The 23862-nt window shown below is 65.2% G+C and carries 18 protein-coding genes and 1 tRNA gene; 4 read left to right on the top strand and 15 right to left on the bottom strand.

The window, feature by feature from the left end:
- Positions 1-99: 99 nt before the first annotated feature.
- The 3 genes from fusA to rpsL form a co-directional block, all read right to left on the bottom strand.
- Positions 100-2214: an elongation factor G gene (fusA, locus tag AB4Y80_RS03555; protein WP_442211959.1), complete on the bottom strand. Its 2115-nt coding sequence runs from the start codon at positions 2212-2214 to the stop codon at positions 100-102.
- Positions 2215-2286: 72 nt separating this feature from the next.
- Positions 2287-2757, bottom strand: coding sequence for a 30S ribosomal protein S7 (gene rpsG, locus AB4Y80_RS03550; protein WP_442211958.1), 471 nt, complete (start codon positions 2755-2757; stop codon positions 2287-2289).
- A 1-nt stretch (position 2758) separates the two neighbouring features.
- The gene (gene rpsL / locus AB4Y80_RS03545) at positions 2759-3133 is read right to left on the bottom strand and encodes a 30S ribosomal protein S12 (protein WP_055239341.1); all 375 of its coding nucleotides are present in this window, start codon (positions 3131-3133) and stop codon (positions 2759-2761) included.
- Positions 3134-3552: 419 nt separating this feature from the next.
- Between rpsL and AB4Y80_RS03540 the strand changes: the two genes are divergently transcribed.
- A complete protein-coding gene (locus AB4Y80_RS03540; protein WP_442211957.1) occupies positions 3553-4545 on the top strand; it encodes a patatin-like phospholipase family protein in 993 nt (330 codons plus the stop codon).
- Positions 4546-4645: 100 nt separating this feature from the next.
- On the opposite strand, the gene AB4Y80_RS03535 is transcribed toward AB4Y80_RS03540, so the two are convergent.
- Entirely contained in the window at positions 4646-8548 is a 3903-nt protein-coding gene (locus tag AB4Y80_RS03535; protein WP_442211956.1) for a DNA-directed RNA polymerase subunit beta', read from the bottom strand.
- Positions 8549-8651: 103 nt separating this feature from the next.
- Complete coding sequence (gene rpoB, locus AB4Y80_RS03530; protein ID WP_442211955.1) at positions 8652-12185, bottom strand: DNA-directed RNA polymerase subunit beta; 3534 nt, start codon at positions 12183-12185, stop codon at positions 8652-8654.
- Positions 12186-12594: 409 nt separating this feature from the next.
- Between rpoB and AB4Y80_RS03525 the strand changes: the two genes are divergently transcribed.
- Both AB4Y80_RS03525 and AB4Y80_RS03520 read left to right on the top strand, forming a co-directional pair.
- Complete coding sequence (locus AB4Y80_RS03525) at positions 12595-13794, top strand: acetyl-CoA C-acetyltransferase (protein WP_442211954.1); 1200 nt, start codon at positions 12595-12597, stop codon at positions 13792-13794.
- A complete protein-coding gene (locus AB4Y80_RS03520) occupies positions 13791-14273 on the top strand; it encodes an aminoacyl-tRNA deacylase (protein ID WP_442211953.1) in 483 nt (160 codons plus the stop codon). Before AB4Y80_RS03525 ends, AB4Y80_RS03520 begins: the two co-directional genes overlap by 4 nt.
- A gap of 315 nt (positions 14274-14588) precedes the next feature.
- Here the strand turns inward: AB4Y80_RS03520 and rplL are convergent, their stop codons facing one another.
- The 8 genes from rplL to AB4Y80_RS03480 form a co-directional block, all read right to left on the bottom strand.
- Entirely contained in the window at positions 14589-14966 is a 378-nt protein-coding gene (rplL, locus tag AB4Y80_RS03515; RefSeq protein WP_442211952.1) for a 50S ribosomal protein L7/L12, read from the bottom strand.
- A gap of 97 nt (positions 14967-15063) precedes the next feature.
- On the bottom strand, positions 15064-15648 hold the full coding sequence (gene rplJ / locus AB4Y80_RS03510) for a 50S ribosomal protein L10 (protein ID WP_442211951.1): 585 nt from the start codon (positions 15646-15648) through the stop codon (positions 15064-15066).
- A gap of 332 nt (positions 15649-15980) precedes the next feature.
- A complete protein-coding gene (locus tag AB4Y80_RS03505) occupies positions 15981-17054 on the bottom strand; it encodes a GNAT family N-acetyltransferase (protein WP_442211949.1) in 1074 nt (357 codons plus the stop codon).
- A 150-nt stretch (positions 17055-17204) separates the two neighbouring features.
- The gene (gene rplA, locus AB4Y80_RS03500) at positions 17205-17912 is read right to left on the bottom strand and encodes a 50S ribosomal protein L1 (protein ID WP_442211948.1); all 708 of its coding nucleotides are present in this window, start codon (positions 17910-17912) and stop codon (positions 17205-17207) included.
- Between the two features lie 194 nt (positions 17913-18106).
- The gene (rplK, locus tag AB4Y80_RS03495) at positions 18107-18538 is read right to left on the bottom strand and encodes a 50S ribosomal protein L11 (protein ID WP_442211947.1); all 432 of its coding nucleotides are present in this window, start codon (positions 18536-18538) and stop codon (positions 18107-18109) included.
- Between the two features lie 130 nt (positions 18539-18668).
- Positions 18669-19466 (bottom strand): transcription termination/antitermination protein NusG, encoded by a 798-nt coding sequence (nusG, locus tag AB4Y80_RS03490; protein ID WP_442211945.1) that lies wholly within the window; start codon positions 19464-19466, stop codon positions 18669-18671.
- An 88-nt stretch (positions 19467-19554) separates the two neighbouring features.
- The gene (gene secE / locus AB4Y80_RS03485) at positions 19555-19848 is read right to left on the bottom strand and encodes a preprotein translocase subunit SecE (protein WP_442211944.1); all 294 of its coding nucleotides are present in this window, start codon (positions 19846-19848) and stop codon (positions 19555-19557) included.
- Positions 19849-19984: 136 nt separating this feature from the next.
- Positions 19985-20057 (bottom strand) — tRNA-Trp (locus tag AB4Y80_RS03480).
- A gap of 235 nt (positions 20058-20292) precedes the next feature.
- Here AB4Y80_RS03480 and AB4Y80_RS03475 point away from each other — a divergent pair.
- Entirely contained in the window at positions 20293-21513 is a 1221-nt protein-coding gene (locus AB4Y80_RS03475; RefSeq protein WP_442212112.1) for a pyridoxal phosphate-dependent aminotransferase, read from the top strand.
- Positions 21514-21767: 254 nt separating this feature from the next.
- Here AB4Y80_RS03475 and AB4Y80_RS03470 read toward each other — a convergent pair whose 3' ends face one another.
- Positions 21768-22454: a LuxR C-terminal-related transcriptional regulator gene (locus AB4Y80_RS03470; protein WP_442211943.1), complete on the bottom strand. Its 687-nt coding sequence runs from the start codon at positions 22452-22454 to the stop codon at positions 21768-21770.
- Complete coding sequence (locus AB4Y80_RS03465; protein WP_442211942.1) at positions 22451-23761, bottom strand: ATP-binding protein; 1311 nt, start codon at positions 23759-23761, stop codon at positions 22451-22453. Before AB4Y80_RS03465 ends, AB4Y80_RS03470 begins: the two co-directional genes overlap by 4 nt.
- Positions 23762-23862: the final 101 nt, after the last annotated feature.

The following is a 23862-nucleotide window of genomic DNA, read 5'->3' as shown; positions in this document are numbered from 1 at the left end:
CAAAGTAAGTCTACTGGGGGCTTTTGATATTTAAGAAATTGCAATATGTTCGCAGCCTGGCCCGGCAGGGAGCCGGGACAGGCTGCGGCACAGGTGCGACTATTCGCCGCGGGCCTTCTGGATGATCTCGTCGGCAACAGCCTTCGGGACCTCAGCGTAGCTGTCGAACTTCATCGAGTACACGGCACGACCCTGGGTCTTGGACCGCAGGTCACCAATGTAGCCGAACATGCCGGACAGGGGCACAAGGGCACGAATGACCTTGACACCGCTGGCATCCTCCATGGACTGCATCTGGCCGCGACGGGAGTTGATGTCGCCAATAACCTCACCCATGTATTCCTCAGGGGTGCGGACCTCAACATCCATCAGCGGTTCCAGCAGAACCGGGTTCGCCATCCGGGCGGCTTCCTTGAACGCCATGCGACCGGCGATCTTGAAGGCCATCTCGGAGGAGTCAACGTCGTGGGACGCGCCGTCAAGGAGCGTCGCCTTGATGCCGACCATCGGGTAGCCGGCCAGCACGCCGTCGGGCAGTGCGGACTGGATGCCCTGGTCAACGCTGGGGATGTATTCGCGCGGAACACGGCCACCGGTGACCTTGTTTTCGAACTCGTACATTGCACCTTCATGCGTGTCCAGCGGTTCGATCGCAATCTGGATCTTTGCGAACTGACCCGAACCACCGGTCTGCTTCTTGTGCGTGTAGTCGTGCTTGGCAACCGCGCGCTTGATGGTCTCGCGGTATGCGACCTGCGGCTTGCCAACGTTGGCTTCAACGTTGAATTCGCGGCGCATGCGGTCCACCAGGATGTCCAGGTGAAGCTCGCCCATGCCGCCAATTTCCGTCTGGCCGGTGTCTTCGTTGAGGTTGACGGTGAACGTCGGGTCCTCAGCGGAGAGTTTCTGGATGGCCGTTGAGAGCTTCTCCTGGTCACCCTTGGTCTTGGGCTCAATGGCGACGAAGATCACGGGCTCGGGGAAGGTCATCGATTCAAGGACGATCGGGTTGGCCGGGTCGCACAGGGTGTCACCGGTAGTGGTGTCCTTGAGGCCAATGACCGCGTAGATGTGACCGGCGTGGATCTCATCGACGGGCRTTTCCTTGTTGGCGTGCATCTGGAAGAGCTTGCCAATGCGCTCCTTCTTCTGCTTCGTCGAGTTCAGCAGCTGCGTACCCGAAGATGCCTTGCCGGAGTACACGCGGATGAAGTTCAACTGGCCAAAGAACGGGTGCGCGGCGATCTTGAAGGCCAGGGCCGAGAACGGCTCGTCCTCGGAAGGCTTGCGCGTGAGCTCAACGGTCTCGTCCTTGGGGTCGTGACCAATCATGGCCTCGACGTCCAGCGGCGAGGGCAGGTAGTCGATGACGGCGTCAAGCATCGGCTGAACGCCGCGGTTCTTGAACGCGGAACCACAGAACACCGGGTAGATCTCGGAGTTGACGGTCAGCTTGCGGATGCCGGCCTTGAGCTCGGCAACGGAAGGCTCGATGCCTTCGAGGTACTTCTCCATGAGCTCTTCGGAAGCCTCCGCCGCGGCTTCCACCATGGCGGCACGGTACTCTTCGGCCTTGGCCGCCAGCTCCGCGGGGATTTCCTGGACCTCGTAGTTGGCGCCCATGGTGACATCACCCTTGGAGTCGCCGGCCCAGACAAACGCCTTCATGGTCATCAGGTCCACGACGCCGATGAACTCGCTCTCGGAACCGATCGGCAGCTGCATGACCAGCGGCTTGGCGCCGAGGCGGTTGATGATGGTGTCCACGGTGAAGTAGAAGTCGGCGCCGAGCTTGTCCATCTTGTTGACAAAGCAGATGCGCGGAACGTTGTACTTGTCGGCCTGGCGCCAGACGGTCTCGGACTGCGGCTCCACGCCTTCCTTGCCGTCAAAGACGGCAACGGCGCCGTCGAGCACACGCAAGGAGCGCTCAACTTCCACCGTGAAGTCAACGTGGCCGGGGGTGTCAATGATGTTGATCTGGTTCTTGTCCCAGAAACAGGTCACGGCGGCAGAGGTGATCGTGATGCCGCGTTCTTTTTCCTGGTCCATCCAGTCGGTCGTCGAGGCACCGTCGTGCGTTTCGCCGAGCTTGTGGTTCACACCCGTGTAGAAGAGGATGCGCTCAGTAGTAGTGGTCTTGCCGGCATCAATGTGGGCCATGATGCCGATGTTGCGGACCTTGTTAAGGTCGGTAAGCACGTCCTGTGCCACGGTTACTCCCTATCTAAGGAGAGCTGGGGGACTTTCGGCGGTTTTGCCGCCGAAAGCCCCATCAAGCTCTTGTTACCAACGGTAATGGGCGAAGGCCTTGTTGGACTCGGCCATCTTGTGGGTGTCTTCGCGACGCTTGACAGCGGCACCGAGACCGTTGGACGCATCCAGTACCTCGTTCCGAAGGCGCTCGGTCATGGTCTTCTCGCGGCGGGCCTTGGAGTAACCAACCAACCAGCGCAGGGCCAGTGCAGTCTGGCGACCCGGCTTGACCTCAACCGGAACCTGGTAGGTGGCGCCACCAACACGGCGGGACTTCACCTCAAGGCTCGGCTTGATGTTATCCATGGCCTTCTTCAGGGCGGCAACGGGATCGCCGCCGGTCTTCTCACGCACACCCTCGAGTGCGCCGTAGACGATGCGCTCCGCGGTGGACTTCTTGCCGTCCACCAGCACCTTGTTGATCAGCTGCGTGACCAACGGGGAGCCGTAAACGGGATCTACAACTAGCGGCCGCTTCGGGGCCGGACCCTTGCGAGGCATATTACTTCTTCTCCATCTTCGCACCGTAGCGGCTGCGAGCCTGCTTGCGGTTCTTAACGCCCTGGGTATCCAATGCGCCGCGGACAATCTTGTACCGAACGCCGGGAAGGTCCTTCACACGGCCTCCGCGAACGAGCACGATGGAGTGCTCCTGAAGGTTGTGGCCAACACCGGGGATGTAAGCGGTCACTTCCACGCCGCCGTTGAGGCGCACGCGGGCAACCTTGCGCAGGGCCGAGTTCGGCTTCTTCGGGGTGGTCGTGTAAACGCGCGTGCAAACGCCGCGACGCATGGGGCTGCCCTTCAATGCGGGAGCCTTGGTCTTCGAGACCTTGGGTGAGCGGCCCTTCCGGACCAGCTGCTGAATCGTAGGCACTTTCGTGTTCTCCGTTATTTTCTCGAGAGGATTCTCGTGTTGCTTCTCCCCGCCGCCGCCGTCCGGGGCGCCTGGGCGTCACGTCGCCGGCCATGGGGACAGGCCGTTTACTGGTAGTCGCAGACTGGGCGACTTCACAGCGCCTAGGCATGCAAAAATGTGGCATTCGCTGTACAAGAACCGTACAACCCGGACCCGCATCCACTTCCCGCCCGATTGGGGTGAAGCGCACACTCTTATCCACTGCCACACTAACAATTACTCTCGACTCTATCACGGCCGCGACCCGGACCACGAATCAAAGCATCCGGCCGCGGCCGGGCCCCTTGACACCGCCGCCCGGCGGGCGCACGCTCAATCTAGTCCCGCGTGCGGGCGGTCCCCAGCCACCCGCACGCGCGGCACGGACGGGATTCATCATGGCTGATGCTGATTTGGTGCTTGAGGGCGGCGGGGTCAAGGGATCCAGCCTGGTGGGTGCCGTGAGCGCACTGGCCGGCCACGGCGACCCGTACACCTTTCACCGGATAGCGGGGACCTCGGCGGGGGCCATCGTTGCCGGCTTCCTGGCCGCGGGCATGTCCACGGACCAGGTGAAGGGCATCATGGACGACCTCGACTTTTCCAATTTTGAGGACGAGGCCGGGTTCCTGGCCCACGTCCCCGGCCTCGGCCGGGCGGCCGGGCTGCTCCTGCACGAGGGCCTGTATGCCGGCGGCTTCCTCCATGAGTGGCTCAAGGAGACCCTCGCCGCACAGGGTGTCCACACGTGGGCGGACCTGCGCGACGATGATCCCGACAGCGCCCTGCCCCCAGCCCAGCGCTACAGGCTGGTGGTGATCGTCTCGGACATCTCCCGGGGCCTGATGCTGCGCCTGCCCTGGGACTATGAGACGCTGCTGGGCGTGGACCCGGACACCGTGGACGTCGCGGACGCCATCCGGGCCTCCGCGTCCATCCCGTTCTTCTTCCGGCCCTGGAAAATCTCCACCGATTCCGCCGCGACCGGCCACGACCACATCGTGTGCGCCGACGGCGGGCTGCTCTCCAACTACCCCATGTCCATCTTCGACCGGCACGACGGCCTGCCCTCCCGCTGGCCGACCCTCGGGGTGAAGCTCTCCGGCCAGTCGATGATCCGCAGCGAGGACTGGCGGCCGGACAACTCCAACCTTGAGCTGGCCAAGTCACTGCTGAGCACCATGATGGGCGCCCACGACAGGGCCTACGTCAACGATCCCCAGGCGGCCTCGCGCACCATCTTCGTGGACACCTCCCCCTACCGCTCCACCGACTTCCGGCTCAGCCCGGCGGCCAAGACGGACATGTACACCCGGGGCATGAGCAGCGGCCGGAAGTTCCTGGCCACGTGGGACTGGGAGAAGTGGAAGCGCGGGGACTACTCCGGCTAGCGGCTGCCCCTTTTTGGGGTTAACGCCCGACGGCGGTGACGCACCCTGGAGAGGTGCGTCACCGCCGTCGAACCGTTCCCTACGCCCGGGGGCGTGGGGATCAGTTGCTGAAGTTGTTGCCCAGGTCGTAGTCATCCAAGGGGATGGCCCGGAACTCGGCCCCCAGGTCGCCCACGCCGCCCACGTAGTCAAAGTCGCTGAACGCGCTCGGACCCGTGAACAGGTTCGCCTTGGCTTCCTCGGTCGGCTCGACCGTGACGTTGGTGTAGCGCGGCAGACCCGTGCCCGCCGGGATCAGCTTACCGATGATCACGTTCTCCTTCAGGCCCAACAGGGGGTCCGACTTGCCTTCCATGGCCGCCTGCGTCAGCACGCGGGTGGTCTCCTGGAAGGACGCGGCGGAGAGCCAGGACTCGGTGGCCAGGGAGGCCTTGGTGATGCCCATGAGCTCGTTGCGGCCCGAGGCCGGCTTCTTGCCCTCGGACACAACGCGACGGTTTTCCGTCTCGAAGCGGCCGCGCTCGGCCAGCTCGCCGGGCAACAGGTTCGAGTCGCCGGACTCGATGACCGTCACGCGCCGGAGCATCTGGCGGACGATGACCTCCACGTGCTTGTCGTGGATGCCCACGCCCTGGCTGCGGTAGACGCCCTGGACTTCCTCAACGAGGTGCTTCTGGGCGGCACGCGGGCCCAGGATGCGCAGCACCTGCTTCGGATCGACGGCACCCACCACCAGCTTCTGGCCAACCTCAACGTGTTCGCCGTCAACCACCAGCAGACGCGCACGGCGCAGGACCGGGTAGGCGATCTCCTCGGTTCCGTCGTCCGGGGTCAGGATCAACCGCAGCGTGCGCTCGGACTCATCAATGTTGATGCGTCCGGCCGCTTCCGCGATCGGTGCGACACCCTTGGGCGTACGGGCCTCAAAGAGCTCCTGGATACGGGGCAGACCCTGGGTGATGTCCTCGCCGCGGCTCGCCGAAACGGCACCACCGGTGTGGAAGGTACGCATGGTCAGCTGCGTGCCGGGCTCACCAATGGACTGTGCGGCGATGATGCCCACGGCCTCACCAATGTCCACGGTCTTGCCGGTGGCCAGCGAACGGCCGTAGCACAGGGCGCAGGTTCCCACCGTGGACTCACAGGTGAGCACGGAGCGGACCTTGATCTCGGCAATGCCGGCCGCAAACAGTTCGGCAATGAGCACGTCCCCGACGTCGGCGCCGGCCTCGGCCAGCACCTTGCCGTTGGCGTCGAGCACCTCGGTGGCCAGGGTGCGCGCGTACACGCTGTTCTCGACCTCCTCGTGCAGGTGCAGCTCGCCCATGGAGTCGACGACGGCGATCGGCAGGGTCAGGCCCCGCTCGGTGCCGCAGTCGTCCTCGCGGACGATCACGTCCTGCGAGACGTCCACCAGGCGACGGGTCAAATAACCCGAGTTGGCGGTACGCAGCGCGGTGTCGGCCAGGCCCTTGCGGGCGCCGTGCGTGGCGATGAAGTATTCCAGCACCGACAGGCCCTCGCGGTAGGAGGACTTGATCGGACGGGGAATGATTTCACCCTTCGGGTTCGCCACCAGGCCGCGGATACCGGCAATCTGGCGAACCTGCATCCAGTTACCACGGGCACCGGAGGAAACCATCCGGTTAATGGTGTTGGAGGCGGAGAAGGAGGCGCGCATGGCCTCGGCGATCTCGTTCGTGGCCTGGTTCCAGATGTCGATCAGGTCCTGGCGGCGTTCCTCGTCCGCCATCATGCCCATGTCGAACTGGGACTGCACCTTGGCGGCCTTCTTCTCGTAGCCTTCCAGGATGGCCGGCTTGGCGTCGGGCACCTTGATGTCCGAGATGGCCACGGTGATCCCGGAGCGGGTGGCCCAGTAGAAACCGGCATCCTTCAAGTTGTCCAGCGTTGCCGCCACCACAACCTTCGGGTACCGCTCGGCGAGGTCGTTGACAATCTCGGAGAGCTGGCCCTTGTCGGCTACCTTTTCCACCCACGGGTAGTCCGCGGGCAGGGTCTCATTGAAGATGACCTGTCCCAGGGACGTGGCCACGATGGCCGGCTGGCCGGGCTCCCAACCCTCGGGGGCCTCCCACTCGGCGTTCGGCACAAAGCCCGTCAAGCGGATCTTGACCTGCGAGTTCAGGTGCAGCGCACCGGCGTCGTGCGCCATGATCGCCTCGGCGGGGGTGGAGAAGATCCGGCCCTCACCGATGGCGCCAACGCGCTTGGTGGTCAAGTGGTACAGGCCGATGATCATATCCTGCGAGGGCAGGGTGACCGGGCGGCCGTCGGAAGGCTTCAAGATGTTGTTCGAGGACAGCATCAGGATGCGGGCTTCAGCCTGGGCCTCGGGGCTCAGCGGCAGGTGCACTGCCATCTGGTCGCCGTCGAAGTCGGCGTTGAAGGCGCCACAAACCAGCGGGTGAAGCTGGATGGCCTTGCCTTCAACGAGCTGCGGCTCGAACGCCTGGATGCCCAAACGGTGCAGGGTTGGTGCACGGTTGAGCAGCACCGGGTGTTCGGTGATGATCTCTTCGAGCACGTCCCACACCTGCGGACGGAAACGCTCGACCATCCGCTTGGCGCTCTTGATGTTCTGGGCGTGGTTGAGGTCCACCAGGCGCTTCATCACGAACGGCTTGAAGAGCTCCAGGGCCATCTGCTTGGGCAGGCCACACTGGTGCAGCTTCAGCTGCGGGCCAACCACGATGACCGAACGGCCCGAGTAGTCAACACGCTTTCCGAGCAGGTTCTGGCGGAACCGGCCCTGCTTGCCCTTGAGCATGTCCGAGAGCGACTTCAAGGGACGGTTGCCCGGCCCGGTGACGGGACGGCCGCGGCGGCCGTTGTCGAACAGCGAGTCAACGGCCTCCTGGAGCATCCGCTTTTCGTTGTTGACGATGATCTCCGGGGCACCCAGGTCAAGCAGGCGCTTGAGCCGGTTGTTGCGGTTGATCACCCGGCGGTACAGGTCGTTGAGGTCGGACGTGGCGAAACGGCCGCCGTCGAGCTGGACCATCGGGCGCAGTTCCGGCGGGATCACCGGGACGGCATCCAGGACCATGCCCAGCGGGCTGTTGTTGGTGGTCAGGAACGCGTTGACAACCTTCAGGCGCTTGAGGGCACGCGTCTTGCGCTGGCCCTTGCCGTTTTGGATGATGTCGCGCAGGATCTCCGCTTCACCGGCCATGTCAAAGGTTTCCAGGCGCTTCTTGATCGCCTCGGCACCCATGGAGCCCTCAAAGAACATGCCGTAACGGTCACGCAGTTCACGGTACAGCGCCTCATCGCCCTCGAGGTCGGCAACCTTCAGACCCTTGAAACGGTCCCAAACCTGCTCGAGGCGGTCGATGTCGGCGTCGGCGCGCTTGCGCACATTGGCCATCTGGCGGTCCGCGGAGTCGCGGGCCTTCTTCTTGTCGGCCGCCTTGGCGCCTTCGCCTTCGAGGCGCGCGATCTCGTTTTCCAGGTCGCGGGCGATCGTGGCAATGTCGGAGTCGCGCGTGTCAACCATGCGCTTCTTCTCCAGGTCGTGCTCGATCTGGAGGTTCGGCAGCTCGGCGTGGCGGGCCTCGTCGTCAACGCTGGTGATCATGTAGGCGGCGAAGTAGATGACCTTCTCGAGGTCCTTCGGCGCCAGGTCCAGCAGGTAGCCCAAGCGCGACGGAACGCCCTTGAAGTACCAGATGTGCGTGACGGGGGCGGCGAGCTCGATGTGGCCCATCCGCTCGCGGCGGACCTTGGCGCGGGTGACCTCCACGCCGCACCGCTCGCAGATGATGCCCTTGAAGCGCACGCGCTTGTATTTGCCGCAGTAGCATTCCCAGTCGCGGGACGGGCCGAAGATCTTCTCGCAGAAGAGGCCGTCCTTTTCGGGCTTGAGCGTGCGGTAGTTGATGGTTTCCGGCTTCTTGACTTCGCCGTGAGACCAGTCGCGGATGTCGGCCGCGGTGGCCAGGCCGATCTGCATGAGGCCGAAGGAGGATTCGCTGGACATATGGGTCCTGTTCTCTCTAATTCTCTAAAGTCTGAATGTCTAGGCGGGTACGGAAAGAAGAAGGGACTTTCGGCGGCACGGCGAGGTGCCGCCGAAAGGCTCGCTAAACTTCTTCGACGGAGTTCGGCTCGGCTCGTGAGAGGTCGATGCCCAGCTCCTCCGCGGCCCGGAAGACTTCTTCATCCGAGTCACGCATCTCAATCGTGGTCCCATCGGTGGAAAGCACTTCCACGTTCAGGCACAGCGACTGCATTTCCTTGATGAGCACCTTGAAGGATTCGGGGATGCCCGGCTCCGGGATGTTCTCGCCCTTGACAATGGCCTCGTAGACCTTCACGCGGCCGTGGATGTCATCGGACTTTATGGTCAGCAGCTCCTGCAGCGTGTACGCGGCACCATAGGCCTCCAGGGCCCAGACTTCCATCTCACCAAAGCGCTGGCCACCGAACTGGGCCTTACCGCCCAAGGGCTGCTGGGTGATCATGGAGTACGGGCCCGTGGAGCGGGCGTGAATCTTGTCGTCCACCAGGTGGTGAAGCTTCAAGATGTACATGTAGCCCACCGAGACCGGGTCCGGGAACGGCTCGCCGGAGCGGCCGTCGAAGAGGCGCGTCTTGCCGGAGGAGTCGATCAGGCGCTCACCGTCGCGGGTGAGGTTCGTGGAGTCCAGCAGGCCGGTGATCTCGGCCTCCAGGGCGCCGTCGAACACGGGGGTGGCAACCTTGGTCTGGCCGATTTCACGCGGCAGGTTCGGCAGCTTCGCCACCCATTCGGGTTCGCCCTCGATCTTCCAGCCGGTCTTGGCGACCCAGCCCAGGTGGGTTTCGAGCACCTGGCCCACGTTCATGCGCCCCGGCACGCCCAGCGGGTTCAGGACGATGTCGACGGGGGTTCCGTCGGCCAAAAACGGCATGTCCTCGATCGGGAGGATCTTGGAGATGACGCCCTTGTTGCCGTGGCGCCCGGCCAGCTTGTCGCCGTCGGTGATCTTGCGCTTGTTGGCCACGTACACGCGAACCAGCTGGTTCACGCCGGGGGGCAGGTCGTCGTCGGAGTCGCGATCAAAGACGCGCACGCCGATGACGGTGCCGGACTCGCCGTGGGGAACCTTCAAGGAGGTGTCGCGAACTTCGCGGCTCTTCTCCCCGAAGATGGCCCGCAGCAGGCGCTCCTCCGGGGTCAGCTCGGTTTCACCCTTCGGGGTGACCTTGCCGACCAGGATGTCCCCGGCCTCAACCTCGGCGCCGATGTGGATGATGCCGCGCTCGTCCAGGCCGGCCAGGATTTCCTCGGAGACGTTCGGGATGTCCCGGGTGATCTCCTCGGCACCGAGCTTGGTGTCGCGGGCGTCAATCTCATGCTCTTCGATGTGGATGGAGGAGAGGACGTCCTCGGCAACGATGCGCTGCGAGAGGATGATCGCGTCCTCGTAGTTGTGCCCTTCCCAGGACATGAAGGCCACCAGCAGGTTCTTGCCCAGGGCAAGCTCGCCCATGTCCGTTGCCGGACCGTCGGCGATGATGCCGCCGACTTCCAGGCGCTGGCCCTCGGAGGCCAGGACGCGCTGGTTGTACGCGGTGCCCTGGTTGGAGCGCTGGTACTTGGCGATCGGGTAGTTGGTCTCGGTGCCGTCGTCGTTCAACATCACCACGATGTCCGCCGAAACCTCCGAGACAACGCCGGCCTTCTTGGCGATGACCACGTCACCGGCGTCAACGGCCGTTGCGCGCTCCATGCCGGTGCCCACAAACGGGGCCTCGGACTGGACCAGCGGCACGGCCTGGCGCTGCATGTTCGCACCCATCAGGGCGCGGTTGGCGTCGTCGTGCTCAAGGAACGGGATCAGGGCGGTGGCCACGGACACCATCTGGCGCGGGGAGACGTCCATGTACTCGACCTCGGCGGCCGGGATCAGCACCGGCTCGCCGGTACCGCCACGCTCACGCACCAGCACCATTTCCTCGATGAAGCGGCTGGCGTCGTCCAGCGGCGCGTTGGCCTGGGCGATCACCACGTCCACCTCGTCGTCGGCGGTCAGGTAGTCGACGTCGTCGGAGACAACGCCGTCCTTGACGCGACGGTACGGGGTCTCGATGAAACCAAACGGGTTGATGCGCCCGTAGGAGGCCAGCGAACCGATCAGGCCGATATTCGGGCCTTCAGGGGTCTCAATGGGGCACATGCGCCCGTAGTGGGACGGGTGAACGTCACGAACTTCCATGCCGGCGCGGTCACGGGACAAACCGCCCGGGCCCAGCGCGGAGAGGCGGCGCTTGTGCGTCAGGCCGGCCAGCGGGTTGTTCTGGTCCATGAACTGGCTCAGCTGGGACGTTCCGAAGAACTCCTTGATCGCGGCCACGACGGGGCGGATGTTGATCAGCGTCTGCGGCGTGATGGCCTCGACGTCCTGGGTGGTCATCCGCTCACGGACCACGCGCTCCATGCGGGAGAGGCCGGTGCGGACCTGGTTCTCGATGAGCTCGCCCACGGCGCGGATGCGGCGGTTGCCGAAGTGGTCGATGTCGTCCACGTCCACGCGCAAGTCGACCTCGGCGCCGTCGCGCTTGCCCTTGGTGGTCTTGCCGCCGGCGTGCAGGGTCACCAGGTACTTGATCATGGCGACGATGTCATCGACGCTGAGCACGGAGGCCTCGGGGCTGCTCAGCGGCAGGTCGATGCCGAGCTTGCGGTTGATCTTGTACCGGCCAACCTTGGCCAGGTCGTAGCGCTTGGAGTTGAAGTACAGGTTGTGCAGCAGGGCGTCGGCGGCGTCGACCGTGGGCGGCTCGCCCGGGCGCAGCTTGCGGTAGATGTCCAGCAGGGCATCTTCGCGGCCGGTGGTGGCATCCTTTTCCAGCGTGGCACGGATGGAGTCGAACTCGCCGAACTCCTCCAGGATCTGGCCTTCGGTCCAGCCCAGGGCCTTGAGCAGGACGGTGACCGACTGCTTGCGCTTACGGTCAAGGCGGACGCCGACCTGGTCGCGCTTGTCGATCTCGAGCTCGAACCAGGCCCCGCGGGAGGGGATGATCTTGGCGGTGAAGATTTCCTTGTCACTGGTCTTGTCCGCGGTGCGCTCAAAGTAGGCGCCCGGGGAGCGGACCAGCTGGGACACGACGACGCGCTCGGTGCCGTTGATGACGAACGTGCCCTTGTCCGTCATCAGCGGGAAGTCGCCCATGAAGACGGTCTGCTGCTTGATTTCACCCGTGAGGTTGTTCATGAACTCCGCCTTGACGTACAGCGGCGCGGCGTACGTGGCGTCGCGGTCCTTGCACTCGTCCACGGTGAACTTGGGGTCGGCGAACTCCGGCTCGGTGAAGGACAGGGACATGGTGCCCTGGAAGTCCTCAATCGGGGAGATCTCTTCGAAGATGTCGGAAAGTCCGGAGGTGACGGCCACGCTGTCATCGCCAACGCTCACGGCGGCCTGCATGCGGTCCTGCCAGCGCTCGTTGCCGACAAGCCAGTCAAAGCTCTCGGTTTGGAGGGCAAGCAGATTCGGCACGTCAAGCGGCTCGTGAATCTTGGCGAATGAGAGGCGACTCTTAGCACCGTCCGTGCTGTTGGAATCGATAGCGGTTGTAGCACTGTTTGCATTAGCGCTGGTTACATTAGAGGTGCTCGAGGCGACCAAGAGGGATCCTTCCACAGACCTGCAGGCTTGTTCTTACGAACCCCCACCCGATTCGCCGCTGGTCATCAAACCAGGAAGAACGCCGGTCAAGCTGCTGTCAAGCGCGGATCCGCGGCAACCAAGCCGCCACTCCCCACGCTGTTCCAACCCTTGTTCCGGACAAAGCCCACCGCTATATGAAGGCTGAAGGTTAAGAGGGATACGCAAAGAACTACACTACAGGTAGAAGTGGGCGCGTGTCTACCCCACGTCGCCCAAATGCGCAAGTACCAATGTTGCCCCGCTCACACCCGGGGCCCGGGGCCCGTCCCGGACAGGAATTTTTCGGGCCGGTTTTACTGTTAGGTTTTATAGAAACGCTGCCGGTCAACGGTGTCCGACAGTGCCAAGATGCAAGGAGCACCCGGCCATGACGACTCAAGCGAATGATGTGGTAATCCTCACAGGGGCGCGCACCCCGCAGGGGCGGCTCAACGGGCAGTTGGCGAGCCTGACCGCCGTCGAACTGGGAGGGAAGGCCATCGCCGCCGCCGTGGAGCGCTCCGGCGTCACGGCCGCGGACATCGACTACGTCATCATGGGGCACGTCCTGCAGGCGGGCGCCGGCCAAAACCCGGCCCGGCAGAGTGCCGTGGCCGCCGGGATCAGCTGGAACGTGCCGGCCGTGACCATCAACAAGGTGTGCCTGTCCGGGTTGACCGCCGTCATCGACGCCGCCCGGATGATCCGCAGCGGCGATGCCGAGGTGGTGGTGGCCGGCGGCCAGGAGTCCATGACCCGCGCCCCCCACATCCTCCCGGGCTCCCGCCAGGGCTGGACCTACGGGGCCGTGCAGGCCCTGGACGTTGCCGCCCATGACGGCTTGACGGACGCCTTTGACGGCGAATCCATGGGCTTGTCCACCGAGCGCGGCAACCTCCGCCTGAGCATCAGCCGCACCGCCCAGGACGAGGTGGCCGCGGCGTCGCACCAGCGAGCGGCCGCGGCCATGGAGGCCGGGGTCTTTGACCGCGAAATCGTCCCCGTCGCGGTGCCCCAGCGCAAGGGCGATCCGGTGGTCCTCACGCAGGACGAGGGAGTGCGCGGCCAGACCACGCTGGAGACCCTGGCCCCGCTGCGCCCGGCATTTTCGGCCGACGGCGCCATCACGGCCGGGAATTCCTCGCCCTTGTCCGACGGCGCCGCCGCCATGGTGCTGACCAGCCGCGCGTACGCGGACAAGCACGGCCTTCCCTGGCTGGCCGTCGTGGGGGCGCCCGGCCAGGTCGCCGGACCCGACAACTCCCTGCACTCCCAGCCGTCCCACGCCATCCAAAGCGCCGTGAAGAGGGCCGGGTGGAGCACCGAGGAGTTGGACTTCATCGAGATCAACGAGGCCTTCGGCTCGGTGGCGGTCCAGTCGCTGCGGGACTTGGGCTATCCGCTTCAGAAGTGCAACATCCACGGCGGCGCGATCGCCCTGGGCCACCCCATCGGCACCTCCGGGGCCCGGCTGGCCCTGCACGCGGCGTTCGAACTCGACCGGCGCGGCAGCGGCAAGGCCGCCGTCTCACTGTGCGGCGGCGGCGGACAGGGTGAGGCGCTGCTGCTGTTCCGGGACGCCGAGTGAGCGCACCGGCGCCGACCGGGCATGCGCGGGTGGCGGCTGACGCCGCCGCCCGCGGCCTCGCCATTGACGTCTTTGCCCGCCCTGCGGCGCACTCCCTGGCGGAGGCGGCGGCGCTGATGGGCATCGAGCCCTCCGACATCGTCAAGTCGCTGGTGGTCAAGCGCAGCGACGACACCTTTCTGTTCGCCCTGATCCCCGGCGGACGCTCCATCTCCTGGCCCAAACTGCGCGCCGCGGTGGGCGTGAACAAGCTCCAGCTGCCGGCCGCGGACGTGGCCCTGGCCGCCACCGGCTATGAGCGCGGCACCATCACGCCGCTGGGCAGCACGACGCCGTGGCCCGTGTTCGTGGACTCCACGATCGTGGGGCGCCGGGTCGCCATGGGGGCGGGCGAGCACGGCTACTCCCTGTTCGTGGCCGCGGATGCGCTCATCGCGGCGCTGGACGGGACCGTGGCCGACATTTCGGTACCGGAGTAGCCGCGTTGCCCGGCTTGGACGCTGCCCGGCCGCTTGAGCGCTGTTGGGCCGCAGCGTTTAAGCGGGGCCGCAGCGTTCCTGGTCCGGACACACGAAAGCCCCGCACCGTGGCCGACATTTCGGTACCGGAGTACCCCCCTTTGTGCGGTTTGAGCGCTGCCCGGCCGCTTGAGCGCTGTTGGGCCGCTTGAGCGCTGTTGGGCCGCTTGAGCGCTGTTGGTCTGCAGCGTACAAGCGGGGCCGCAGCGTTCCTGCTCCGGGCACATGAAAGCCCCGCACCGTATCGGTGCGGGGCAATCCGTGAAACGCGAGTTGTTACTTGAGGGTAACGGTGGCGCCGGCGGCCTCGAGGGCCTCCTTGGCCTTCTCGGCAGCTTCCTTGGTGACGCCTTCGAGGACGGCCTTGGGGGCGGAGTCAACGACGTCCTTGGCTTCCTTCAGTCCGAGGGAGGTCAGGGAGCGCACCTCCTTGATGACTGCAATCTTCTTCTCGCCGGCAGCTTCGAGGATGACGTCGAATTCGGTCTGCTCTTCCTCGGCTTCAGCGGCGCCGCCACCGGCGGGGCCGGCAACTGCAACAGCAGCAGCGGTAACTTCGAAGACCTCTTCAAACTTCTTCACGAACTCGGAGAGCTCGATGATGGTCAATTCCTTGAAAGCTTCAATGAGCTCGTCGTTGGAGAGCTTAGCCATGAGTGGCGCTCCTTCTCTGGTTCTTGGCCGAAAGGCCGGGTCAAATAACCTAAAGTCCTCGTGGACCCAGGATGAAACTAGGGTTTCCCCATGAGGACTAGGCCTCGGCGGCCGGAGCCTCTTCAGCGGGGGCTGCCTCGGCGGCCGGAGCCTCTTCAGCGGGGGCTGCCTCGGCGGCCGGAGCCTCTTCGGCAGGGGCGCCTTCGGCCAGCTTCAAACGCAGGGCATCGAGGGTGCGCGCAGCGGCGGCCATCGGAGCCTTGAGGATGCCGGCGACCTTGGCCAGCTGGAATTCACGCGACTCGAGGGCTGCCAGGGCGGCAACCTCGGAAGCATCCAGGGACTTGCCTTCGAACAGACCGGTCTTGATGACCAGCTGCTTGTTGGCTTTTGCAAAATCCGTCAGGCTCTTGGCTGCCGCAACAGCGTCACCCTTGATGAACGCGATGGCRGTGGGACCGGTGAGCTGCCCTTCGAAAGCGTCAACACCGGCTTCCTTGGCCGCAATGGCAGTCAGGGTGTTCTTGACGACCGAGAACTTGGTGTCCTGGCCGAGAGAAACGCGCAGCTCCTTGAGCTGGGCAACGGTGAGCCCACGGTATTCGGTTAGGACTGCTGCAGTGGAGTCAGCGAAATCTTGCTTGATTTCAGCAACTGCGGCCACCTTTGTTGGCGTTGCCATAACCCTCCTTCCGGGAATTAATGCCGGTCGTTCCGGTCCCTCCCACGTCCCGCCGGGGCGGAAGCTAAGGACAAACAAAACGCCCCGCACAGATGTACGGGGCGTAAGTTCACAGCGGACCCACGGGGTTTTCAACCCACGTTCAACACTGTTCATAAGCTTTGTGCACCTGCGCCGGCCGCCCCGTGAAGGACTTTCGGATGAAAACCGCCCGGGCCCCACGAGATCAAGGACATGATGAACCTGATTGCGTAGGGGGTGATTTCCATCGACCAACGGTCTTTGGTTCTTCTAGGGTACAAGATCGGCGGCGTTGATTCCAAATCGCGGCGTCACGACTCGGCGTCGAACTCCTTTTGCCACTGCCCGGTCACGCCGGCGGCGACAAAGCCCAGGCTCTTGTTGACGTCGAGCAGCTCGGTGTTGTCCGCCGCATTCCAGGTGTAGGCGGTGCGGGACTGCGGGTACTGTGCGGCCAGCAGCTCCAGGTTGGCCGCCTTGATTTGAAGTTCCAGCTCGCGGCCGCGGTGGTCGGGCGCCACGAGGGTGTCGTCCTGGAAGACGACGTCGTCGCGGTGGCCCAGAACCGAAATCGAGGTCAGGCCCACCAGGGTGCCGGTGGCTAGGAACTCGGCCGCCGTGACCAGGGTATGCCGCCCGGTTTGCTGCGCGAGTTTCTCGGTCTGGCGCAGGCGCGCCACATCCCAAGACCCGTCTGCGGTCGCTGCGTCGCCCTCCTCCAGCCGGACGACGTCGGCGGCCCACTTCTCCGGGCACCGGTCCGTCCACTGGTGCACGGCGTAGGCCCCGCCGTGTGCGTCCCTGGCCCGGCCGGACAAGGCGGCCGCCACGGCCGGGTCCAGCGGGAGCGGGCAGGAGCTGAACTGTTCCACCTGCTCCAGCCGGTAGCCGGCGCTGTACGCAAACCGGGCTTCCCTATTGTCCAGCGGCAACCCGCCTACTCCGTTGGCCGCCGGCAGGTGTTCGACGCCGGCACCGTCAACGGTGGCGGCAGCGTGGTTGGTCTCGACCATCACCACTTTTCGGTTCTCGCCGCGCACAAACGTCTCGGCGGCCTCCAAGAGTCGCCGGCCCAGCCCGTGCCCCTGGGCCTCGGGCAGGATGTCCAGGGTGACGTGGGCCAGCTCGGTGTGGTCATCCAGCGGCATGGCCATGCCCGCCCGGCCTACGATCACTCCGTCCAGGCGGGCGACGAGAATGGCGTACCACTCGTAGGGGTCGTGGCACGCGGCCAGCATCTCCTCGGCCGTGTAGGCGAGATCGTCGTTGCCCCACGTGTGGATCCGCACCTGGCGGGAGACTTCCACCGCCCGGAGGAAGTCCGCGGAGGCACTGGACCCCAGGGAGTCGGGGACGCGCAGTTGTTCAATCCGAATGTCAGTCATTGTTCCGTGTTCCCGACTCTCGAGCCGCCGCCCCGGGGAACTTCCGTTGCCCGCGGCGGTGCGGCTGTCCGTCAACCTTACAAAATAATAGGGCCGGCGCAGCGTTTCGCTGCACCGGCCCTCTCATGTCAATCATTGGGGACGGAGGTCCTAGACCTCGGTGAGAACCTTGGTCACGGCGGGGTCCACGGAGATGCCGGGGCCGAACGTGGTGGTCACGGTGGCCTTCTGCAGGTAGCGGCCCTTGGAAGCGGACGGCTTCAGGCGAAGCACCTCTTCCAGCGCTGCCGCGTAGTTCTCCGCCAGCTTGACGGCGTCGAAGGACACCTTGCCGATGATGAAGTGCAAGTTGGCGTGCTTGTCGACGCGGAAGTCGATCTTGCCACCCTTGATGTCATTGACGGCCTTGGCAACATCGTTGGTCACCGTGCCGGTCTTCGGGTTCGGCATCAGGTTGCGCGGACCGAGGACCTTGCCCAGGCGACCCACCTTGCCCATGAGGTCCGGGGTGGCAACGGCGGCGTCGAAGTCGGTCCAGCCGCCCTGGATCTTTTCGATCAGGTCGTCGGTGCCAACGAAGTCGGCGCCGGCGGCGATGGCGGCCTCGGCGCGCTCACCCGTTGCGAAAACGAGGACGCGGGCGGTCTTGCCGGTGCCGTGGGGCAGGATGACCGTGCCACGGATCATCTGGTCGGCCTTGCGAGGATCTACACCCAAGCGGAAGGCAACCTCAACGGTGGCGTCGAACTTGGACGGGTTGGTGTCCTTGGCGAGCTGGATGGCCTCGAACGGTGCGTATGCCTTCTCCGCATCGATCTTGGCCAGTGCTGCCTCGTATGCTTTACTGCGCTTTGCCATGCTGCTTGTTCTCCTTGTGCAGTTGTGGTCGTTAGGACCGCGCTGGGCCCTGCCACTACGTACGCCGCCAGACACCTTGGGTGAGCTGAGCGTCGTCCGTTCTTAATGTTGTGTTGGTGCCACTGCGATTCCGCCGGAGGGCGGCCGGTGTGGCGGGTGTTGGTCTCGACAGGCTCGACCAACGGGAAGCGGAACTACGCCTCGACGGTGATGCCCATGGAGCGGGCGGTGCCGGCGATGATCTTCTCGGCAGCCTCGACGTTGTTGGCGTTGAGGTCCACCAGCTTCTGGGTGGCGATCTCGGTGACCTGCGCCTTGGTCAGCTGGGCAACCTTGACGGTGTGCGGGGTCGCTGAACCCTTGGCGACGCCTGCAGCCTTCTTGATGAGCTCTGCAGCCGGCGGGGTCTTGGTGATGAAGGTGAAGGAACGGTCTTCGTAGACCGTGATTTCAACGGGGATGACGTTTCCACGTTGGGATTCCGTGGCGGCGTTGTACGCCTTGCAGAATTCCATGATGTTCACGCCGTGCTGACCAAGTGCCGGACCGATGGGCGGGGCCGGGTTGGCGGCGCCTGCCTGGATCTGCAGCTTGATAAGGCCGGTGACCTTTTTCTTGGGAGCCAATGTAGGGTCCTTCTCTCAATAACTTTCCCTGGACGACGGAGCGCGTCCACGGTGGGTGGCCGAATGGCGTCCGGCCGAACGCTGCGCGGGGACTAAGCAAATTCCTCGTGCAGCGAAATCAGTGGGTCAACTAGATCTTGGTGACCTGGTTGAAGGCAAGCGTGACGGGGGTTTCGCGTTCGAAGATGGAAACCAGCACCACCAGCTGCTGGGTTTCCGGCTTGATCTCGGAGATCGTGGCGGAGAGGGTCTCGAAGGGGCCGTCCTTGACGATGACGGCCTCGCCGACCTCGAAGTCGATGTCCGCGTCCGCGGGATTGTGGCGCAGCGGGATGCCGGTTTCCTCGGCCTGCTGCTCCTCGAAAATGGGGGCCAGCATGGAGAAGACCTCATCCAGGCGCAGCGGCACCGGATTGTGGGCGTTGCCGACAAAGCCGGTGACGCCGGGGGTGTGGCGCACAACGCCCCAGGAGGCGTCGGTCAGGTCCATGCGCACCAGGACGTAGCCGGGGATGCGGACGCGGTTGACGACCTTGCGCTGGGCGTTCTTGATCTCGACGACTTCTTCCATCGGGACCTGGATTTCGAAGATGTAATCTTCCATGTTCAGCGACAGGCTGCGGGACTCGAGATTGACCTTGACGCGGTTCTCGTAGCCGGCGTAGGAGTGGATGACGTACCAGTCACCCTCCTGGCGGCGCAGTTTGGCCTTGAATTCCTCGGCCGGGTCAACGGCGGGTTCGACGTCGGCAGCGGCATCCGCTGCGTCCGCCTCTTCGCCGTCCAGGGCGGCATCGCCGTCGGCTGCGTCGGCTACGGCGCCGTTCGCGGGGAGGGCTGCATCAAGGTCGGCACTGATGGCAGCGTCAGCAACCACAGTGTCCTGGTCCTGCTCACTGTAAGTTGCCTCGGGCTCCTGCTCAGACACGAATTTCCTGCTTTCCTTTTTGCGTTTCTTAAATGGCTCAAACCGACCCCATGCCATGACTGCAGCGGGGTCGGCCGATGGTGAGCGCCTACTGCTCCAAGTTTGCCGATCCGCCGAAGATCCACAGCACGGCCTTGCCGAACCCCAAATCCAAGACGGTAACAATACCCATCACGATGACGACGAATACCAACACGACAGCGGTGTAGTTGAGCAACTCTTTGCGAGTGGGTGTGACAACCTTCTTCATCTCGCCAATGACTTGGCGGAGGAAAAGTGCAATCCGGCCAAAGAACCCGGGGCCGCCGGGCTTGGAGGATTTCCTGGCAGGGGTACCCTTGGAGCGGCTTGCCGCAGTTTCGGTCACCAGTGCCTCGCTCATCAAATCGTTGGTCCAACTTGGCCAAACTTCATAAACACTGCACCCGGGATCGAGCCGTGTCTGGTGCTGATCGTTCGCCGGACGGATGGGGGCTGCCCGCACAGACTTCGTGCAGCAAACCCGCTACGCCCAAGCGCAGGGCAGACAGGACTCGAACCTGCAACCTGCGGTTTTGGAGACCGCTGCGCTACCAATTGCGCCACTACCCTTTGGAACTGCTGACAGTCCCGTGCGATGCGGATTGCCATGAATAACCTACCGTCAGGAAGAACCGTTCACCAAACCGGCCTGAAGGCGTGCTTCACCATGGGCGTTTTTGCACCGGTGATCCATTCTACGCAATACCTTGCGCTACGTCGAACCGGCGCCGGGATGCCCCTATTGTGGAAGGAGACAACCACCATGAGGCCCACTCCTGACGAAAGATTCCTGATGCCCGCCGAAATGACTGCTGCGAATGCCGCCGGCCGCCGCGTTTCCGCCCGAATCGCCGCGATTGCCGAATCCGCCACCTTGGCCGTGGACGCCAAGGCCAAGGCCCTGAAGGCCGCGGGCCGACCGGTCATCGGATTTGGCGCCGGCGAACCTGATTTCCCGACGCCGGACTACATCGTCCAGGCGGCCATCGAGGCCGCCCGCCAGCCGCGTTTCCACCGCTACTCCCCCGCCGGCGGCCTGCCCGAGTTGAAGGCGGCCATTGCCGCCAAGACGCTGCGGGATTCCGGCTACGAAGTGGACGCGGCCCGGGTCCTAGTCACCAACGGCGGCAAGCAGGCCGTGTATGAGTCCTTTGCCACGCTGCTTGACCCGGGCGACGAGGTCATCCTTCCCACCCCGTATTGGACCACCTACCCGGAGGCCATCCGGCTGGCCGGCGGCGTCCCGGTGGAGGTTTTTGCCGGCCCCGAGCAGGGCTACCTGGTCACGGTGGACCAGCTGGAAGCCGCGCTTACCCCGCGCACCAAGATCTTGCTGTTTGTCTCCCCGTCCAACCCCACCGGCGCCGTTTACACCCCGGAACAGACCCGGGAAATCGGTCTCTGGGCCGCAGCCAAGGGCCTGTGGGTGATCACGGACGAGATTTATGAACACCTCACCTACGACGGCGTGCCGTTTACCTCCATCGCCACGGCCGTGCCGGAACTCGGCGAGAAGGTGGTGGTGCTCAACGGAGTCGCCAAGACCTATGCCATGACCGGCTGGCGCGTGGGCTGGATGATCGCCCCCCTGGACGTAATCAAGGCCGCCACGAACATGCAGTCGCACGCCACCTCCAACGTGGCCAACGTCTCCCAGATGGCGGCGCTGGCGGCCGTGTCCGGCCCGCTCACGGCCGTGGCGGAGATGAAGGTTGCCTTTGACCGCCGCCGCAAGGCGATGGTGGCCGGGCTGAACGCCATCGACGGAGTCGAGTGCCCCACCCCCCACGGCGCGTTTTATGCCTACGCCGACGTGCACGGGCTGCTCGGGCGTGAACTGGCCGGCGCCCGGCCCACCACGTCCGCGGAGCTGGCGGCCTTGATCCTGGACAAGGTCGAGGTGGCCGTGGTTCCCGGGGAGGCGTTCGGCCCCAGCGGCTTCATCCGCCTCTCCTACGCGCTGGGCGACGACGACCTCGCCGTCGGCGTGGGCAGGCTCCAGGAGTTCCTGGGCACCGCCAAGTAGTCATCGGGCCCGGCACCCGCCAACAGCCGACGGCGGGTGCGGTGTTTTCGCAGGCGACGTCAGGGAGGCCGGAGGCCGCCCGCGGCCGAGGGCTGGAAAGTCGCCGAGAAAATGCCGGTCCCGGCGGCGGGTGCGGTGTTTYCGTAGGCGACGTCAGGGAGGCCGGAGGCCGCYCGCGGCCGAGGGCCGGAAAGTCGCCGAGRAAATRCCGGTCCCGGCGCCGGCACCCGCCAACAGCAGACGCCGGGACCCAGCTACAGCAGGCGGCGGTCGGCGGCCCAGCGGGTGAGCTCGTGGCGGGAGGACAGCTGGAGCTTGCGCAGGACGGCGGAGACGTGCGTTTCCACGGTCTTGATGGAGATGAACAACGCCTTGGCGACCTCCTTGTAGGAGTAGCCGCGGGCGATCAGGCGCATGACTTCAAGTTCCCGGGCGGAGAGCTTGTCCAATTCGTCCTCCACCGCCACCTCGCCGGTGCCAAACGCGTCCAGCACAAAGCCGGCCAGCCGCGGGGAGAAGACGGCGTCCCCGCCGGCCACCCGGCGGACGGCGTCGGATATTTCCGCCCCGGAGATCGACTTCGTGACGTAGCCGCGCGCCCCGGCCCGGATCACGGAGACCACGTCCTCGGCGGCGTCCGAGACGCTGAGCGCCAGGAAGCGGGTGTCGGCCAGCAGCGCCGTGCACCCGGCGATGACCTCACGGCCGCCCTGGCCGCGTCCGCCGGGCAGGTGCACGTCCAGCAGTACCACGTCGGGCCTGTGCGCAGTGACCTGCGCGATCGCCTCCTCCACCGTGGCGGCCTCGGCCAGCACGCGGATGTCGGCGTCCAGGTCGGCCTTGAGTCCGGACCGGAAGATGGCGTGGTCGTCCACGACCACCACGCGAATGGGCTCCCTGGGCCCGGATGGCCCGGGCATGGGAGTGGTTGGCTCCGTCATTTCGCATCCTCGTAATTGGGGGCTTGGTTGGGCAGGTGCAGGCGCACCTCGGTGCCGTCCGCCGAGCTAATGATCTCAGCGGAACCGCCGTTGCGCTGCATCCGGCCAATGACCGACTCCCGCACGCCCATCCGGTCCGTTGGGATGGCGGAGGCATCAAATCCGCCGCCCCGATCTTTGACGAACACGTCCGTGCCCCGGTCCGAGGCCTCCAGATAGACGGACACGGCCGTGCCGCCGTGGCGAACCCCGTTAAGCACCGCCTCGCGGGCGGCCTGGACAAGCGCCTGGCTGCGGTCCGTCAGCTCGGCGTCGCCCACCGTCACCACGTCCACGCCCTGCCCGTACTGGTCTTCAATTTCGGCGCAGACGGCCTTGATGCGTGCCACCAGCCGGCCCATGTTTTGGCCGGCGTCCTGGTAGATCCATTCGCGCAGTTCCCGTTCCTGGGCGCGGGCGAGCCGCGTGACGTCCTGGGGGCTGGCGGCGCGGCGCTGGATCAGCGCCAGCGTCTGCAGGACGGAGTCATGAAGGTGGGCGGCGATCTCGGCCCGTTCCGCTTCACGGATGCGCCCGGCCCGTTCGTCTTGGAACTCGCGCCAAAATTTCAGCGCCCAGGGTGCCAGGACCAGCCCGACGCCCGCCAGCACGGCCGAGGAGGCGACCACCGACGCCCACACCAGGGACCACGACGCCGTCCCGGTCACGATGATCAGGACCCCGGCGATGACCAGGATGATGCCCCCGCCAAACCGCAGCAGGGACAACGGCGTGTCCGCCCGGGCCACGTTCATCAGCCCCACCCGGCGGGTCTGGTCCAGTTGCATCCAGGCCAGGACGGCGCCGGCGGCGATGACGGCCAGCGGAATGACGGTCTCCCAGGGGACATTGAGACCGAGCTGGCGATCCAGCAGGGTCACCGCCGCTATGATCAACGCGCCGCCGATCAGGATTTCCTTCAGTCCCGGCGACCATCCCTGCCGGGGGGCGGCGCTCCCGGCCGCCCCTGCCGCCCGGGTTCCGGGCGGCGCTTCCGCGGGAGGCACGGCGTCGGGGGCCGGGCGAAACAGCGCGAGGCGGGGGTTTCCGTCGACGTCGAGCATTCGGGCCCCCGGCCCCTGGCCGTCGCCCGCCATGGGAACAAGCAGCCACAGCCAGGCATAAAAGACCAGCCCGGCCCCGAAGAAGAAGCTGGCACCGACCATGACGCCGCGCACCAGGGCCACGCTCACGCCAAGGTGATCGGCCAGCCCGCCGCACACCCCCGCTATGATGCGGTTCGGGGATCGGTACATCTTTGCGCTCATGCCTCAATCCAAGCACGGCGGATCGCCCCGGAGTGTTTCTTCGGGGGCGCTTCAGGGTTCTTTCAGGGTCACCCCGGATGGTGGCGGCGCCGGCCGCAGGA

This window comes from Specibacter sp. RAF43, assembly GCF_052114065.1.
Classification (GTDB): Bacteria; Actinomycetota; Actinomycetes; order Actinomycetales; family Micrococcaceae; genus Specibacter.
Note: the sequence above shows the minus strand (reverse complement) of the source record. Positions and strands in the feature narration are given on the sequence as shown.